The following is a 16,885-nucleotide window of genomic DNA, read 5'->3' as shown; positions in this document are numbered from 1 at the left end:
TTTGATATGTTTTAAGCTAGGACGGTGATGAGTTTCTAAAAGTACAAATGAAATTTGGCTTAAAATTCATTTGTATTTAGTAAAATTATTGAATATTAGTTTAAAGTATTTTCCATAATGTCACTTTTCACCCAATTTTGAGGTATGTGGATTTTCTTTATTATTAAAATCAAAGCTTTAAATTTTAGAATTTTCACTCAAAAACACCATAAAATTTGTACTTTTATAGGACAAATATGCAGCGAACTTCACTCATGTTAAATAGGACCATATATTACTTCAATTTTTCCCAAAAATCTAGGACCCTAAATAACTTGTTCTTATAGTTTCATTAGTTTAAATTAATAGATATCTCGAAAACTAGTATTTTTATTAATAGCTTTTATGAGAATAATTGAAGTATTCTAAAAATTAGTATTTTATTAAGTGTTTAATCTATATCTTTTCATGTTAAATTATAGTTAACGGACTTGGCGAGATTTGAACTCGCGCTCTAACGATTAGGAGTCGTTCGCCTTATCCAAACTAGGCCACAAGCCCTTATATTGTATATTATGTAAAAATAGTATTTTTAAAAACAAAAAGTGGTTAACGGGCCGGGAGGGATTTGAACCCTCGATCTACGGATTAGGACATCTTATGTTATTTAATTTTAGTTTTAATCGTTTTAAAACGGTTTTATATTTAATTATTAATTTTTATAAGTTTTTTTCAATATACTTAATTTTTTAATTATTGTTTTATTATAAATAGGTTTTTCTTTTTAGATATTTAAAATATATAAAATTAATAATTATTAATCTTTTATTCGAAAAATAGCCATATAATATCAATTATCAAAAAACGGGCTTGAAGAGATTTAAAACCCCTGATCTTAAGATTAGGTTATGATTGTGGATTATAAATTATTTTAAGATTATTTCAATCATTATTTTTTGAAATAAAGTTACAAATGAGTTCATTTATGCTTTGAGCTTCTTTAGATAAATCTTCTTTGGTATTTATAAGAGGAAGTGACTTTCTTAAAAGATATTTTTTCACATTTTTCTTTTTATATACAAATTCAGGAGCATTATTTAAGATATCTTCTTTAATGAATTCATAAAATTCATTGTCTTGATAATCTTTTTCACTAAAGTTTTCATTTATTTGAATATTATTATTCTTTATTTGATCAAAATCCTTTAAAGCATTAATAAGAACATCTTTCTTTAACAAATTTTCAACTTCTCGGGATTGTAATATATGATATTCACACTCATTTTCTTTTAAAACTTCTTCAAGGGAGTTATCATTATCATCTCTATCGATAATAAATAGAGATCTACTTTTTTCTCTTTCATTTAGTTTGTTAGCTACATGTTTCATTTCACTTCCGCCACAGATAGTGAAATTATAATTATAACCTTCTTCAATAGTATCTTTTTTTTCTAATTCTTTTAAATGAATTTTTAAATAATGATTATAGTAACTAACATCAATGTTACCTTCAACGAAAATATTACAGTTAGACATAAGTACTGAAGAAGGTTTCACTCCTAATTCATCTAAAATGGAATAGTTATCAAATGAAAATTTTTCTATTGAAAAATTAGGTATTTCTTCATTTCCAGAGCCTGTTATTTTTTTCCGAAATGAAAAAACAGATACATTATTATTAGTTAGTGTATTGTCTAAAAAGTGGTTAGAGTGTGTAGTTAAAAAGAACTGAAAATTATTAAAAATATCATCTTCAAAAGTTTTTATTAATTTTTTCTGAAGAGCAGGATGTAAGTGAATTTCTGGTTCCTCAATAAAGACTAAAACATTATCTGTTTCTTCAATTTCTTTTAAATTTAGAAACAACGGAAAAGTTATATTAATTATTGATTGTAACCCATCACCTAACTCATAAATTGGTCTTTCAAACTCGTTTCCAATTTTTATAGATATAATATTTTTATCCTTTTCTTTAGGTATTAAGTAAACTTCTTCTCCATCAAAAAAATTTTCAGATAAATATGCCTGATACTTTTCAATAAGGTTTCTTTCATTAAAATCACCATGCGCATAACTTTTTAATAAATCATATGATTCTAATCCAGTAAATATTGTTAATTTTCCATTTTCTCTTATAGTGCCTATATTAAAATAATCCTCTATGGTTCTTTCTTGGTAAATATCTTCTTCAGATAATGGTCTCAATCCTCTTAGAATAGGAATATATATTTTTTGAAAATTAAAGAATTCATTGGATTTAAATATTTCAATTTTGAGTTTATGCTTGTTTATAATATCAGTTATTTCCTTAAAAACCGTATTTTCAAAAACATCTCCCCATTCACTTGATCTATTACTATGATTAATTTCATAATGTCCTGCTTGTTGGTTAATATTATAATTGTTTAATATTTCCATTAACTTATTTAATAAATGAATTATCTCCTTTTTTGGAAATTCATCGGATAATTTTCCCTGTAATTCTGTTAATATTGTTTCAATTGAAGGTATATAATTAGAATATTTTTCTGTGTATTTTTTCAAATACTCTTCAAGTTCATTTATAAAATTTTCTATATTGGGAATATATTTTTCATATGCTTCTTCGGTAGTTTTAAAATTAATTTCAGGATTTTCACCATTTAAAAATAAAGATCTCATAAAACGACTTTTACCACAGTTGTTTTCCCCAATAAAAACATTTATTCTTGATAAATCATTTAAAAAATCATTACCACTTTCGGCAATAGTAGAATAAGAATTGTTTTCTATCTTTAAATCTTTAATTATTGTCACCATTTTAATTCATCCTATCAATATCTTATTAATTATTTATTAAATTATGTCCTTATAGTTATCTATAACGAAATAATAATTAATTTTTGTAATGATTTTCAATATATTATTCTTTCTTCATTTTTTTTATTTTGTAATTTGTTAATGTTATTTTCTTTGTTATATTGGGGGTTACTCTTAAGTTTTTTTATTATTTAAAGCCTTTCCGTAAGTTTTTATACGAGTAGAATGAATATAATATTATGATTTCGAGTGATATTAAACTTAAGCAGATGTTTTTGAGAAAAAACTTGTCTGAGTCTAGGGAACATCATTATATAAAGACTTTAACTGAAATGTATGAGATTACTGGTAAAACACCATCAGAACTTATTGTTGAAGCTAAAGAAGAAGAACAACCATACTTAATTAATGGTGTGCCTCGTATAAGAGATATTGATGATAGAAAAATTACTTCTTATCTTTATAATTATTATGAATCCTTATTAAAAAAGAATATTATTGATTCTACTATTAATTATAAATTAAGTTGTATAAGAGCTTTTTATCGTGAATATAATATAACCCTGCCTCGGCCGATTGAAATTAATATTCCTCCTAAGATTATCAGGGAGGGAGACATTCCAAACCTCGAAGATATTAGGTTGGCTGTTGATAATACTTCAGTAAGGAATAAAGCTATATTATTACTAATGGCTTCATCAGGAGTAAGAAGTAGCGATATGAGAAACTTTAAGATTTCCGATTTTACTAATGCTACTATTGACTATCATAACGGAGATAGTATAGAGGATTTGTTAGATGGAAAGTATAAGAATGTTATTCCTTGTTGGGATTTTGTACCTATTAAAACTAAAAAAACTAATAATATCTGCATGACATTCAACACACCAGAAGCAACCGAATACATAATAAACTACCTAAAAACCAGAGATAATATAAAAGAAGACCAACCTTTATTCATGTCTCAGTATAAAAAAGCTTTAACTCAACATGGTGTAATTTGGTTATTTAGTGAGATTAATGATAGATGGTTCTACCGAAATGATGAAGGCAAAAGATTCTTTCATGCGCATGCATTGAGGAAATTCTTTATTTCAACAGTAAAACATTATACTAGTGATTATAAGAAATCTAAAGTTTTATCAGGTCATGCAGTTACAAGATTAGAAATAGCATATGAGGAAATAAGAAAAAGCGTAATGAAAGAATTTTATTGTCAACTAATACCTCATTTAAGCATTAATAAGACTAAAATAAATGATATTAAGTCTAAAGAATACTTAGATTTAGAAGATGAGTTAAGCTATGAAAAACTAAAGCATGATAAATTGAGAAATTTATTAAATCAGCAAGGAATTAATGAAAATAAAATAGAAGATATATTAAATAAAGTTTAGCTAAATAATGCTCAATTTTTTAATATATAAAATTTTTTTAAACTTAATGTTTTAAATTATTTGTTTTTCAAGGCGGAGTATAACATTTTTATATAATTTTTTTGAATTTATTAATGTATAATTATTCTTAGCTGATTTGTTATTTAATTCATTTTTTAAACTTTTTTATATAATCGTTCATTTTTAGAATTTTCACTACTCATCCACAAGTGATATGATTGTTAACTAATAATGTAAACATAACATTGTTATGTAGCAATATATTGCAATATCTTCAATTTATTCTATTTTACTACATTGTTTAATTTAAATAAGAATTATATAATTTTTGTTTAAAAAATAAACTCTTAAAAACATGCAAAACATTTATATAACGATGAAAATCAAGTATATATGTTATTATAAATTTTTAATTTTATAATAGCTAAAGAATTCTTAAAAAGATAAACAAGTATTAAAATATGTAAAAAAAGTAATATTAATAGAAGTTATTGGCTAATAAAAATTTACTAGTCAATAATCTTCAATCTGCAATTAATATTTTATTTTTTTATTATATTTATAAATTGTTGTCTAAGGAGGACATAAATATGAATGTTAATAAGAATAAAAATATTTTAAAAAATGATGTGTCTAGTATTGTTGAAAGTAATATCAGTCTTAATAGTGATTTAGAAATTGAGATTTCTAAAGAATTATCAGCGTATTTAAAACAAATTTTATCTCCTAATAATAATTTTCAGTTTAATAAACATTACAAATTTACATATATGGGATTTTATTTAGATATTAATAAAATGGAAGAAATAATAAATGCTGGTAAAAATAAGAATTTTGAAGTAAAATTAGTTGGAGCATTATGTAAACTGATTTATGAACAACATAATCATATTGCTGATCATTTTTTGGATTATGGTGAAAAAAATAATTTAATAACAACAACAGAAGAAAATAAACAGGAAATGAAGGAGTCCATCGTAAGCATGTCTATAATTTATTTAGTTATAGGTGAAGAATTTAAAAGATTATTAGAAATTATTACTCCAAATGGATATAACATTGATGGCTATTATGGTAGTCGTCTTTTAGATGAAATTAAATATTATACTATTAAAAATAGTTTCGATGAATGTGTATCCCAAATTCTTAAAGATATGGGATTAATTATAAATCTTTTGGAAAGTAGTGAATTGGATAATAGTCATGACCCTATGATAGAATAAGTAATAAAAATAAATTAAATCTCTTTTTAAATTAATTTTTCTTTTTTTTTTATTTAGTAGTGTCTGAATGCATACTTACTAATTTTTTTCATTATTGTACTTTGGGGTGGTTTTGGAGGTTTGTTATTTTGGCTATGGGTATTAAAGAGGATAATTGGAAAAAAATCAATTTTGAGCTAGATAAACTTAATAAAAAATATCTACATAAACATTCCGTTATTTTAAATACTTCTCCTCCGCGTGTAGGTAAGACTATTAATACTATTTCACGGCATATTGATGATAATGTTCCTGTTATTGTTTTTGTAGATAATGAGAAACAATCCAAGGATCTTTATAATAAATTAATTGGTACAATTAGGGTTGATGGGGAGAGACTATACTATTGGAGAAATAAGGCCAGTTCTTGTTATATTATGCAACTTAGTGAAGAAGAAACAGAAAATAATGAATATATTATTAATGCTAAATCTGAAATTAATGAAGGAGTTAATCATTGCAAAAAATGTTTTTATCATAAAGATTGTTATTGGAAATGGCAAAGAAGAAATGTGAAAGAGTATGATGTTGTTTTAATGAATAAGCATAATATTGGTACTGTGCTTATTGATGATGATGAATTATTTTATCGAAATGGTGAAAGGAGGTCTATTATTTATGATGAAGAGATTGATAAACCTCAGTTAACAGATTATAAACAATTAGATGATGTTGATATTGAATTATTCAATAAAGTATATAGCTTAACAAGTGGATTTCCTGATAATTTAATAATTAATAATAATGATTTTATTAATAAAATCGATTTAATTAAAGAAATGCTTAAAGTTAGAGCTACAGATGCGGAAATAATAAGTAGTGGTTTTGATTCTTCAAAATATAGTAAAAAATATGGTAATTTAGATGAAAAAGCTTATTTGGAATTATTTTTCAATAAGATAAGAGTTAATATTGAAATCTATGATTATCTTGATAAGAAACCTGCTCCTTTACCTAAAAAAGAAGATAAGAGTTATGATTTTGATCAGTTTAAACTTGAAAAATTATTCATTGATATCTTGATTGATAAGAGAAGTGAACATAATATTATTTTACTTGACGCTACGCCATTAAAGATTATAGTTGATAGGATTAAAGATAAGGTTGATGATTTTAAGGAAATTGGAGTAAGTGCAGATTTTTTTGAAAAACAGTCTTTAATGTTTAGGATTGAAAGAAAAGGAGGTTATGTTAAAAATTCTAGAATGTCAGTAAAAACTAGGATAAGGAAAAATATAAGTTTTGAGAATATTTATGATAAGAATTTGGGCTTAGATAAAGATATTTCCTACATAACTGCTTTTAAAATTAATGAATTAATAAAAGAATATAATAGAATAAATGGTAAAAATGCTAAATATGGTGTGGTTACCTATGGAAGTATTAGATTTAAAAATAATTTAGTTATAGATGTAGTTAGAATGCTTAAAGAGAATGGTATTGAAAATATATTATATTATGGTAATTATAGGGGTCGTTCTAATTTAAATGAATGTGAAGTAATTCATGTTATTGGAACAGATCTTCATGATTCTTCAGCTTCATATAATTTATACCGGTATTTAGATGGTGAAAAATCACTGCAAGAACTTAAAAAATCATATAATTTGGAAAAACATGAGTTTGGGGATGTTTTATTTGATGAATTGGTTAAACATCAAAGAAACAGTGGTATGGAGCAAATAATCTTCCGTAATATGCCACATATGAAAAAAAGAATAGTAATAATTGAAGGATACCTACCTCCTCATTTAGAAGAATATTTCAAATATACATTTCCATTAAAAGTATATGAAGAATTTCCAAACTCTGGTACAATAGCCAATCCTTCTAAAAAAATCATAAAAGAAATAATAAATAAATTTCTTGATAGTGTTTATTATAATAAGAAAATAGAAGAAGATTTTTATAACTCATTTTCTCAGCTGTCTTGTGAACCTAAACAAAAATTAAACATTAAACTTGAGAAAATAGATAAAGAAGAAGCTAGAAAAGAAGTCATGACTTTAACAAAAAAATATTTGTCTCCAAAAAACAAAAGAAAATATAAGCGTTTACCGAAAGGTGCTTTTGATAATTTAAATGAAAATTATACTAATTTAATGAAAAAAGCAAAAATTAAATCTTTAGGAAGATTTAGAGAATTATACCGTGATTTTATTGAAAATAAATAGTTTTAAACCAAATTCGGTTTCATTTTTTACAACATCTTAATAATTATATACTTATATTATAATGATAAATTTTTTGAAACCGTTTTCCCATATTTTCAAGTAAAAACCAATTAAAATTCCTATATAACTTTTAATTATTTTCAAACCGTTTATAATTTTTTTATTTATCCAAATTCACTAATTATAATAGCTAAATTACTATTATAAAATCTTCTTCAATCATTGGTTATCCATACTGCCTAAAAAACCTATTATACGCCTTATATTAAGCTGTTTTTTAAATATAATGTATTTATATTAAATTTTATTTATCATAGCTTTTTTTAATTGTAAATAGGACATAAAGTTTTGATTTATATTAATATTTATCTCATTGAATTATATAAAATCTTTATTAAACTTTTCAATCGATTATTTAACTATTTAAGAGCTATAAAGTATAGTAAATATATATTATAAGAACTTTATTAGAAAATAATATATACTTATGCCACAAATTTATCTTTTATGTTCCTTTTTATCTATACCAAATGGGGAATATTTGGCAACTTCGCAGAGTTATAGGAGTACGTAGCATCTTTTATAGCTGTTTTACTAACTTTTAAGAGCTGTTATATTTGAAAAATAATAATATGGCTATAACTTATCGTTATTGGGCTATTTTTGGTGAAGTGGTAAACCTTTTTTTTTAAGAATTTAGAAATTATTATATTGAAAATTAGAATGTTTAAATTTATTTTTAATCTATGAAATATAATAAATTTATAATAATGAAAAATAGTGGTTGAATGAATTTTTTAATTAAGTTCATTCAATTGTTTTTGTTTAATTTTTTTACTATTGTTCTGAAAATATTTTATCTAAAAGTTTTTTTTCTTCTTTTGTTAATTTTCTATTATTTAAATAGGCAACAAATCTTCTACAGATTTTATATATCCTCATACTATCGTTAGATTTAACAGACTTAATTTTAATAAAATCAGTTTCATATCCTTTAGCATATTTTCTGAGATATTTTATCATTATCTCTTCAACAGGGTTAGTTGTACTACTATAAATATATAAACTATTTTTAGGTATTTTTTCTCCTTTATTTATCTTAATGATAGTAGTGTTCTCAATAAATTCATTGTCCTTAAATTTTTCAGGTAATTTATTATATAATTTTATAAATTTATTTTCCTCTTCTTCATTAAATCCTCTAAATTTCATTTCAAATTCATAATTGGGTTCAGATTTTTCGTTTGAAATTATTTTAAGATTATTTTTAATAATTCTTCTATATTTTATAATTTTGTTTTTATTCATTACTCCATTATCAACTTTTTTGGCAATTATTTTTACAAAATCATCGCTTGGATGTTCAAACTCTTTGTTTAGCTGATTTCTTATTTTATTGTTCATTACAATATTTTCAAGATTTTTTGAGTTATATTTCTCTTTTGTAAACATTTCTAACTCTGAAATATCAACTTTTGATAAATTCCTTAAATCAATTTCGAGAAAAGGAGTTCTATCCATCAATTTATCAGTATTAGTAAAAAATTTATAAATAATGCCGTTGGTCAATATAGCTAATCTACAATTATCTATGATGTTATAATAGCTTCTTAATTGTGTTTCATCTTTTTTTGTAAGTTTTTTTTTAATTTTTTTACATTCAATTATTATTTCAGGTTTATTAGTATTATTTAATATGATAATATCTATTTTACCTTTTTTATTTAGTTTAGGCACTCCTAATTCAATATTTACATCATATTGATATTCAACTTCCTTGGGGTCTGTAATATCATAACCTAATAAATCTAGAAAAGGGTTGATTAAAGCGTTTATTGTTCCATCTTCACTTTTTATATGTTTCATTTTTTCTGGTATATTTTCTGTAAATTTTTTAATATTTTCCTCAAAAGGCATTATTAAACCTCGAGTATGTTTGTATATAAAGTGTAAACATGTATTAAAAAGAAATTTCTTACTGGAGTATCTAATCTCACCAGTTTTTTATTAATTAATATTATATAATAATCATTTAAAGCTATAGTGCCTGAAGGACTAGGTTTTGTATAATTTTTTTTGGTAAAATACCTCATTATACTTCCATGTGTCATGTATATTTTGATAAAATGGTATAACTGTTATATGAAATATATAATTCAGATATCAATGATATAATTATTAATAAAATTATATTTATAATTTATGGCCTTATTCACTTCATTAAACAGTATTTGTTTCTCCAATATAACTATCTTCGAAATTAAAGCTTTCTAATTTATCTTTTAATTGAGGATTTTTAATTAATAGTTCTCTTATATTATCAATAATTTTTTCAGATTCTTTGTTTAATTCGTTTAATTCTTTGTTTATTTTATTAGCTTCATTAAGACCTATATCATCAGGTTTTAAACCATTAATCACATCTTTATAATTATTAAGTCCATTATTATATTTTTCATACCATTTTTTGTAATTATTTTTAAGTTTTAATTGGTAATCGACGTATTTTTTCTCTTCTGGTGTTTGAGCATAGTTTTTAGCTTTTTCAAGTGAATTAATTTCTTCATCTAAAGCTTTATCAATTTTTTTAATTGAATTAATAGCATCATTTGTTTGATTTATATTAGGTCTGTCTGGAAGACTTTGGATATTGTCTGATTTATCAACACGCATTTTACTATAATCATGAGCTTCTTTTAAATTTTTATCAAATTCAGCATTTGCATAAGAAGTATAAGCAAAATAACTGCCTAAACCTATAATTATTATTAAAGCAACAATTATTAAAATTTTAAATTTCTTTTCCATAAATTTTCATCCTCTTTTTTTTTTAATAGTATTCGTATACTTCTATATTCCACCATTCTAGTTCATAGGTTGAAATTTCAATTTCAAAGTTACCTGAATTTGAAACTTCTATAGTTTTTGTTTTTGTTGCTACTGCACTTTTACTATTCCATGACATTTGCGACATATCAACGGTTCTACTTCCTTGATTGAGTATAGTTGTTAGTGAATTATCAGCATAGTTTTTAATAGGCATAGCAGTTGAAACAATTTTTATTTTACTTCCTTTAGTGTTGATTTGTATGCTATCATCACTAATACCGTTATATGTTCCTATTTTGTGCCATGTGGGATTGGAACTAATATTTTTAATAGTATTATTATTGTTGCTTATTTCATTAATATTATTATTAGTATTTTGTGGGTGGAAGAGTATATTTCCTATTATAATGCCTCCAATTAGTCCTACTATTAGTAAAATTGCTATTAGTGGTATGTATATTTTTTTCAATTTTTTCAACTCATGCGTATGGGTTAATTTCACCTTCTATAATTAGCCATTTTCCTAACCCTGTTGTGGTGTCCCATTTCATTTTATATTTTCCATCAGGTGATTCACTTATAAATGAATTGTCGTCTTTGTTTATTTGTGTGATTATCATTCCTTGACTACCTTCTGTATGATTTGAAGTAGAAATTGCATCACCGACATACCAAGTTTCACCATTAAATTCAATACTCTCTGGAGCACTTAAAGCACTAATTAACACACCAACACCAACAACAGCAACAACTATTATTATAATTCCTAAGATAATTTTTTTATTTTTCTTCATAAATTTGTACCTCGTTTTTCTTAATTTTTTAAAACCTTTTTTTTATGTAGTGTTGGACATATAATTGAATAGTTCATTTTTATTTAATGCATTGTCATTGTTTGAATCGTATGATAAGAATTCATCTGCTATACTTTCAGGGTCACTACTAGAATTGAAATAAGTTATTAATTCGGAACGATCTATTAAATTATCATTATTAACATCACTTTGTGCTAAAAATAATTGAGTTTTAGCTTCAGGGTTATTATTTAATGCTTCCATTTCAGCCTCATTGTTTAATTCACTAACATAATTAATAATAACTATACTAATAACTACTACAACAACAGCAATTATAACTCCTAAGATAATTTTTTTATTTTTCTCCATAAATTTTAACCTCATATAAATTTTTTATAAACTTTTTTGTAAAATATAATTATAAATTATTTTAAGAATATATAAATATTGTGTACATACTATGCAAGTTTAATGCACCTAAAAATATATTATTATGCAACAACTAATATTATATGGAAAGAGAACTTATTGAAGGAATAGCTATTATTCAAAGGAGTAAATGCAAAGAAATAGTTTTAAGAAGTTTAAATAATGGTATAAAAATGCCTTCAAAAATTTCTAAAGAAACAAAGATAAGTATTCATCATGTTAGCAGATATCTTAAACAATTAAAAGAAAAAAATTTAGTTATATGTTTAAATGAGGATTATAAGCAAGGAAGATTATATAAAATAACAGAACTTGGAAAAGAAGTTTTAGAACATATATAAAATTAAATGAAAAATTATTAAATATATTATAATATTAGTGAAAATTTTATTTAATTAACTATTATTTTTGAATATTTAAATATCTATTAAACAACTTTTTATTATTTTTTTACTTTTTTAAAGATTATTCATTTATTAATGTTTATCTTTGAATGATTAATATAGAAAATTATAATAATGAAAAATACCTATAATTGTTTAGAATGATTATTATGGTGAAGTTAAACAAGGAAATTTTTATCATATTAAAATATTAAAAAATAAAAATCCATATGGGGTGTATAAAATGGATAAAAACGAAAGAAATGAGTATTTAAAGTTATTAGGAGAAAATATAGTTAAAATTAAAGGTTGTTCAGCTTACTATCATGATAACATTGGTCATTTTGAAAATTGTTATAATGAATACTATGGTATTATATGTAAGCTTATTGATTTGTTAAACAAAGAATATACAACCAATTTAAAACATTTAAACTTTTATAATTTATCTGATGATTTTTATGAGAACAATATGAATCAAAAAAGTGTGACTGCTTATTTAAATAATGCTTATAATCCTTTAGAAGATGAAATACGCTCAATAATTTCTGAAAATCAGGAATCTGCTGAATCCAATTCTAAGAATTTTAATAAAGCTTCAAAAAATGAATTGAAAAATAGTGTTTATATTAATAATAATCAACCAATTGATAATCAGGCTTCGGAGGATAAATTACAGAATAATAATATTATGAATAATAAGATCATAGAAGATGATCTTTGTTTTGTATTGATGCCATTTGATGAAAAATTTAATGGAGTTTATGATTTAATAAAAGAAGATTTAGATAATTTTAACTTGAACATTATACGTGCTGATGATATAAATGAGCCTGGAACAGTAATTGATGACATATGTAATCATATAAAAAATTCAAAATTTTTAATTGCTGAATTGACAGATTCAAATCCTAATGTATTCTATGAATTGGGTTATGCAGATGCTTTAGATAAAAATATCATTTTAATAATTCAAAATAGTCAAAATACTTCAGAAAAATTCCCATTTGATGTTTCAGGAAAAAGAATGATTATATATGAAGACACAATAGCAGGACAAACGTATTTAAAAAACAAACTGCAAGGATTTGTTAAAAATATAATCAATAGATAATTATTAAGATTATTAAATAAAAAAAGTTAAAAATGGTTTTAACAGATAAATGGAAGGAAATTTTTAATTATAGCAAATAATTAGTCAAAAGGTGAAGAATTTGAAAATAACTGAAACAAAAATTAGAAATTTCAGAAATCTTGATGGAATGAATTTAAAATTAAATCCTAAAATGAATTTTTTAGTTGGGGGAAATGGATATGGGAAAACAAACTTTTTAGAACTGCTTAACAATATTTTAAATAGGAAAACATTTAGAGAAACAGATTTTAAAGAAATTAATTCTCCAATTGAAGTTGATTTTTCATTAAAATTAGAAGATTCTGAAATAGGTATTTTTGAAGATTTATTTTGTCCTACTGATAAAAATATAATAAATATTAATGCATCAATGAATTTTGAAGATGAAAAAATACAGTATACTAATACTGATACTAATCAAGATATTTTTTGGAAAAACTTAGATTACATTAATTATATTAATTATGGATCTATGCGAAACCCATCAGATGAATTAAGCTTTTATAAGAACCGTGGTGTTGGGAAATTTTTAAATTTTATGGTTGAAAGAGTGGTTGATAATAAATCACCTGAAGATATTATACAAAATGATAGTATGGATGAAATTGTCGATGAATTAAACTCTCATTTTGAAAAAATTAAAATATTTTCGGATCTTGGAATTAAAACAGCAATTGAGACAGATATAGTTGATTTAGTCAGAAGATCTTTAACAATGATAGATTTAAATGAATTTAATATATCAAATTCTGGAGATGGAACTCAATATTCAATAGTAATATTGCTATCTCTAATTGATTATTTGTTGAAAATCACTAAATTAAATAATTCAAAATATTTTGTGGATGAAAATGGTGAAAAAACTATATTTTTAATTTTAGGACTAGATGAACCTGAAACTCATTTAAATCCTTATAAACAAAGATACTTAATAAAATATATTAAAAATATACTTTGTAATAGAGAAATACAATTTTCATCACTTATTTCTGATATTTTTGGTATTGATAAGATATGCGGTCAAGGAATAATTATAACACATTCACCTAATATTTTAAATGATGATTATAAAAGTTTAATCAGATTTTATCAAGAAAACAAACAAACTAAATCTATTTCTGGATCTAGTTTAAATTTAGATGATACAATCGAGAAACAATTAAGATTAACTTTTCCATTTGTAAAGGAAGCTTTTTTTTCTAAAGCTGTGATGATTGTTGAAGGATCTAGTGAATATGGTTCGATTCCAGTATTTGCAAAAAATGAAAATATTGATTTAGATAAAAAAGGAATATGTATAGTTTCAGCTGGAGGAGCTGATGGTATACCTAATATATCAAAATTATTAAATAATTTTTCTATTAAAAACATTGGAATTATGGACAAAGATAAAGGACACATCAAAGATAAAAATGCAGATTTAAAGTTATATATAACAGATTTTGATGATTTTGAAGACGAAATTTTTGAATGTGTTGAAATATCGAAAATAATTAACTTTATAAAAAATGATTATACTGGAAGAAATAAAAAAATTAAAAATTTGAAAAATGATATTAATAAACTTGAGCTTTTTCCAACGATTATGAGTAATGATAAAGATACAATTTGTGAAAATATACTAAATCATTGCGAAGATATTGAAAAAAATGATTTGAAGGAACCTTTTATAAAATTTATTTCTGGTAAAAATAAAAATATTAAATTTTCTAGAGAAATTTCGTTAAGTATTGAAAAAACTCCAGATTTTTATTCAAGAATGCTTAGTAAAGTAGAAAGGTTATCTGATGAGTAATATAAGATATAAAATTAAAAAACTGCATGAAAATAGAGGAGTTACAGATGCACATCAAATTAACGTGGTTTTTTCAGAAGAAAGTAGGGTAATTGTTGAAGCTCCTGCGGGATATGGGAAAACAAAAACTTTGATAAGCAAAATAGCTTATTTAATTTGTGATAAATATATTAAAAATAGTAAAAAGATATTGATTTTAACTTTTAGTGTTAATGCAGCATATAAGATTAAAAAAGACATTTTAATTAATTTACCCATAATTTTAGAAGAATATATTTCCTCAAAAGATCAATTAAGTAACCATATTTTTTCTACAAACTATCATGGGTTTTGTAGAAGTATACTAAATAAATATGGTTATTTAATGGAGGATACTTTAAAAGATTTAAATTCCTTTGAAACAGTAGATTTTGATGAAAATTCTTCTGAAAAAAAAATAAATCTGAATAGGGCGGAGAAAACATTTCTGATAGATTTTAAAAATAATTTAAAAATGTCAAATAGAGAATATATTGAAAAAAACATTCTAAAATACAAATCTATAATTATAGAAAAATTTATCCCAGTTGAGAAAATCACATTTGATTCCATAATAATTTTTGTACTATGTCTTTTTTATGAATATCCTGAAATATTAAAATTTTATCAATTATACTACCCTATATTAATAGTTGATGAATATCAAGATACCAATATTTTAAATTTTATGCTAGTTGAAACACTTATAACTCCTGAAACAAGAATAATATTATTTGGAGACCCTTTACAAAGAATTTATGGGTTTCTAGGTGCTGTACCAAATATCATGTCTATTTCTAAGGAAAAATTTAATATGGAACTTTTTAAGCTGAAAACTAATCATAGATTTGAAAATGAAAATATGCTTCTTTTAGATAAAAACCTTAGAAAACACGCCAAAAATTTAAATAATCCTTCAATAACTGAGGATGCAATAATTAAATGTATTGCAAGTGATGATCAACAATCTGAAGCTAAAAATATTTTAAATAAAATAAAATATTTGAGCGGAGAGGGTGAAAAAATTGCAGTACTATGTAGGTTAAGAAGTGAAAATTTAAATCTACTGAAAAGAGAATTAAGAAATATAAATTATTTCGATGCTGTTTTTAGTGATGAAGATCCTGATTACATAAAATTTCATAATATTTGTAAAAGAATTTTCAATCAAATCGTTGGTGATGAATTAAACATATTTAATATGAGAATTATTAATCGATTTGTTAAAGATGTGAAAGTTGAATTTAAAATTGAAGAGAATATTATTTTTGATTCACTGATATATTTGTTAGAAGTGTTTTTGGAAAGTATCAGAGAAGAATATAATTTTTTAACTCAAAAACAACAGATCATGATTATAAAAGATTCATTAGAGAGAAAAAGTCTCAAACAATCTTTAGAAAATGTTAAACATGATGTTATTTTAACAACAATACATGGTGCTAAAGGTTTAGAATGGGATTATGTAATAATGCCAGATTTAGAAAAATATAGTTTTCCTTTATATTATACTTGTAAAGAATGTGGGTTTAATCAAACTTGTAGTATAAATTGGAATGAAACAAGTGAAGATTTTAAGGAAAAGTATCTTGAAGAGCTAAATGTTTTTTACGTAGGTGCTACTAGATCAAGAAAAGAAACAATTTTTTCATTTAGTAGACGAAATGCTCCTTATAATTCTCTTTCTGGGGCAAATTGTTTTTTAAGGCTTGAAGGAATTAAATTAATAAAAGATAGTATTGAAGATAATAAATAATTTATTAAAATATTACATAGTTAAAAGCACGATTAAAATTGAAAGAGTTTTAATTTTTACCTTGAACATTAAAATATATACATTACTAAAATTATTTAAAAGATAATAACTAAGAATAAACATTTTTATATT

Annotated in this window: 14 protein-coding genes and 1 tRNA gene; 7 read left to right on the top strand and 8 right to left on the bottom strand. The window is 23.4% G+C overall.

Features of this window, described 5'->3' with window-relative positions:
* Positions 1-465 precede the first annotated feature (465 nt).
* Together MBBAR_RS01375 and MBBAR_RS01370 are read right to left on the bottom strand one after the other, a co-directional pair.
* Positions 466-540: transfer RNA gene (locus MBBAR_RS01375), tRNA-Arg, on the bottom strand.
* A gap of 381 nt (positions 541-921) precedes the next feature.
* Entirely contained in the window at positions 922-2,778 is a 1,857-nt protein-coding gene (locus MBBAR_RS01370; RefSeq protein WP_080459483.1) for an AAA family ATPase, read from the bottom strand.
* A gap of 239 nt (positions 2,779-3,017) precedes the next feature.
* On the opposite strand from MBBAR_RS01370, the gene MBBAR_RS01365 reads away from it, so the two are divergent.
* The 3 genes from MBBAR_RS01365 to MBBAR_RS01355 all read left to right on the top strand — a co-directional run bounded on the left by MBBAR_RS01365 (position 3,018) and on the right by MBBAR_RS01355 (position 7,611).
* Entirely contained in the window at positions 3,018-4,175 is a 1,158-nt protein-coding gene (locus MBBAR_RS01365; protein ID WP_080459482.1) for a tyrosine-type recombinase/integrase, read from the top strand.
* 590 nt (positions 4,176-4,765) lie between these two features.
* Positions 4,766-5,398: a hypothetical protein gene (locus MBBAR_RS01360; RefSeq protein ID WP_080459481.1), complete on the top strand. Its 633-nt coding sequence runs from the start codon at positions 4,766-4,768 to the stop codon at positions 5,396-5,398.
* 128 nt (positions 5,399-5,526) lie between these two features.
* On the top strand, positions 5,527-7,611 hold the full coding sequence (locus MBBAR_RS01355; protein ID WP_080459480.1) for a hypothetical protein: 2,085 nt from the start codon (positions 5,527-5,529) through the stop codon (positions 7,609-7,611).
* 837 nt (positions 7,612-8,448) lie between these two features.
* Here the strand turns inward: MBBAR_RS01355 and MBBAR_RS01350 are convergent.
* The 6 genes from MBBAR_RS01350 to MBBAR_RS01330 all read right to left on the bottom strand — a co-directional run bounded on the left by MBBAR_RS01350 (position 8,449) and on the right by MBBAR_RS01330 (position 11,606).
* On the bottom strand, positions 8,449-9,528 hold the full coding sequence (locus MBBAR_RS01350) for a type I restriction enzyme HsdR N-terminal domain-containing protein (RefSeq protein WP_080459479.1): 1,080 nt from the start codon (positions 9,526-9,528) through the stop codon (positions 8,449-8,451).
* 2 nt (positions 9,529-9,530) lie between these two features.
* Positions 9,531-9,704: a hypothetical protein gene (locus MBBAR_RS09980; RefSeq protein WP_158082494.1), complete on the bottom strand. Its 174-nt coding sequence runs from the start codon at positions 9,702-9,704 to the stop codon at positions 9,531-9,533.
* Between the two features lie 127 nt (positions 9,705-9,831).
* Positions 9,832-10,419 (bottom strand): hypothetical protein, encoded by a 588-nt coding sequence (locus MBBAR_RS01345; RefSeq protein WP_080459478.1) that lies wholly within the window; start codon positions 10,417-10,419, stop codon positions 9,832-9,834.
* A gap of 22 nt (positions 10,420-10,441) precedes the next feature.
* Positions 10,442-10,909 carry a hypothetical protein gene (locus tag MBBAR_RS10160; protein WP_158082493.1) on the bottom strand — a complete coding sequence of 156 codons (468 nt, stop codon included), beginning with the start codon at positions 10,907-10,909 and terminating at the stop codon, positions 10,442-10,444.
* Positions 10,910-10,919: 10 nt separating this feature from the next.
* A complete protein-coding gene (locus tag MBBAR_RS01335; RefSeq protein ID WP_080459476.1) occupies positions 10,920-11,234 on the bottom strand; it encodes a hypothetical protein in 315 nt (104 codons plus the stop codon).
* Positions 11,235-11,276: 42 nt separating this feature from the next.
* Positions 11,277-11,606, bottom strand: coding sequence for a hypothetical protein (locus tag MBBAR_RS01330; protein ID WP_080459475.1), 330 nt, complete (start codon positions 11,604-11,606; stop codon positions 11,277-11,279).
* A gap of 143 nt (positions 11,607-11,749) precedes the next feature.
* Between MBBAR_RS01330 and MBBAR_RS01325 the strand changes: the two genes are divergently transcribed.
* From MBBAR_RS01325 to MBBAR_RS01310, 4 genes are all read left to right on the top strand, one after another.
* Entirely contained in the window at positions 11,750-12,007 is a 258-nt protein-coding gene (locus MBBAR_RS01325; RefSeq protein WP_080459474.1) for a winged helix-turn-helix domain-containing protein, read from the top strand.
* 286 nt (positions 12,008-12,293) lie between these two features.
* Positions 12,294-13,163: a hypothetical protein gene (locus MBBAR_RS01320; RefSeq protein ID WP_080459473.1), complete on the top strand. Its 870-nt coding sequence runs from the start codon at positions 12,294-12,296 to the stop codon at positions 13,161-13,163.
* Positions 13,164-13,263: 100 nt separating this feature from the next.
* On the top strand, positions 13,264-14,979 hold the full coding sequence (locus tag MBBAR_RS01315; protein WP_080459472.1) for an ATP-dependent nuclease: 1,716 nt from the start codon (positions 13,264-13,266) through the stop codon (positions 14,977-14,979).
* On the top strand, positions 14,972-16,753 hold the full coding sequence (locus MBBAR_RS01310) for a UvrD-helicase domain-containing protein (protein ID WP_080459471.1): 1,782 nt from the start codon (positions 14,972-14,974) through the stop codon (positions 16,751-16,753). Before MBBAR_RS01315 ends, MBBAR_RS01310 begins: the two co-directional genes overlap by 8 nt.
* Positions 16,754-16,885 lie beyond the last annotated feature (132 nt).

Origin of the sequence: Methanobrevibacter arboriphilus JCM 13429 = DSM 1125 (assembly GCF_002072215.1) — an archaeon.
In the GTDB taxonomy this organism is placed as follows: domain Archaea; phylum Methanobacteriota; class Methanobacteria; order Methanobacteriales; family Methanobacteriaceae; genus Methanobinarius; species Methanobinarius arboriphilicus.
This window is presented reverse-complemented; position numbering and strand designations above follow the sequence as displayed.

Coding starts and splice junctions, on each gene's coding strand:
- MBBAR_RS01370 (WP_080459483.1), bottom strand. CDS start 2,778: ATGGTGACAATAATTAAAGATTTAAAGATAGAAAACAATTCTTATTCT.
- MBBAR_RS01365 (WP_080459482.1), top strand. CDS start 3,018: ATGATTTCGAGTGATATTAAACTTAAGCAGATGTTTTTGAGAAAAAAC.
- MBBAR_RS01360 (WP_080459481.1), top strand. CDS start 4,766: ATGAATGTTAATAAGAATAAAAATATTTTAAAAAATGATGTGTCTAGT.
- MBBAR_RS01350 (WP_080459479.1), bottom strand. CDS start 9,528: ATGCCTTTTGAGGAAAATATTAAAAAATTTACAGAAAATATACCAGAA.
- MBBAR_RS09980 (WP_158082494.1), bottom strand. CDS start 9,704: ATGAGGTATTTTACCAAAAAAAATTATACAAAACCTAGTCCTTCAGGC.
- MBBAR_RS01345 (WP_080459478.1), bottom strand. CDS start 10,419: ATGGAAAAGAAATTTAAAATTTTAATAATTGTTGCTTTAATAATAATT.
- MBBAR_RS01335 (WP_080459476.1), bottom strand. CDS start 11,234: ATGAAGAAAAATAAAAAAATTATCTTAGGAATTATAATAATAGTTGTT.
- MBBAR_RS01330 (WP_080459475.1), bottom strand. CDS start 11,606: ATGGAGAAAAATAAAAAAATTATCTTAGGAGTTATAATTGCTGTTGTT.
- MBBAR_RS01325 (WP_080459474.1), top strand. CDS start 11,750: ATGGAAAGAGAACTTATTGAAGGAATAGCTATTATTCAAAGGAGTAAA.
- MBBAR_RS01320 (WP_080459473.1), top strand. CDS start 12,294: ATGGATAAAAACGAAAGAAATGAGTATTTAAAGTTATTAGGAGAAAAT.
- MBBAR_RS01310 (WP_080459471.1), top strand. CDS start 14,972: ATGAGTAATATAAGATATAAAATTAAAAAACTGCATGAAAATAGAGGA.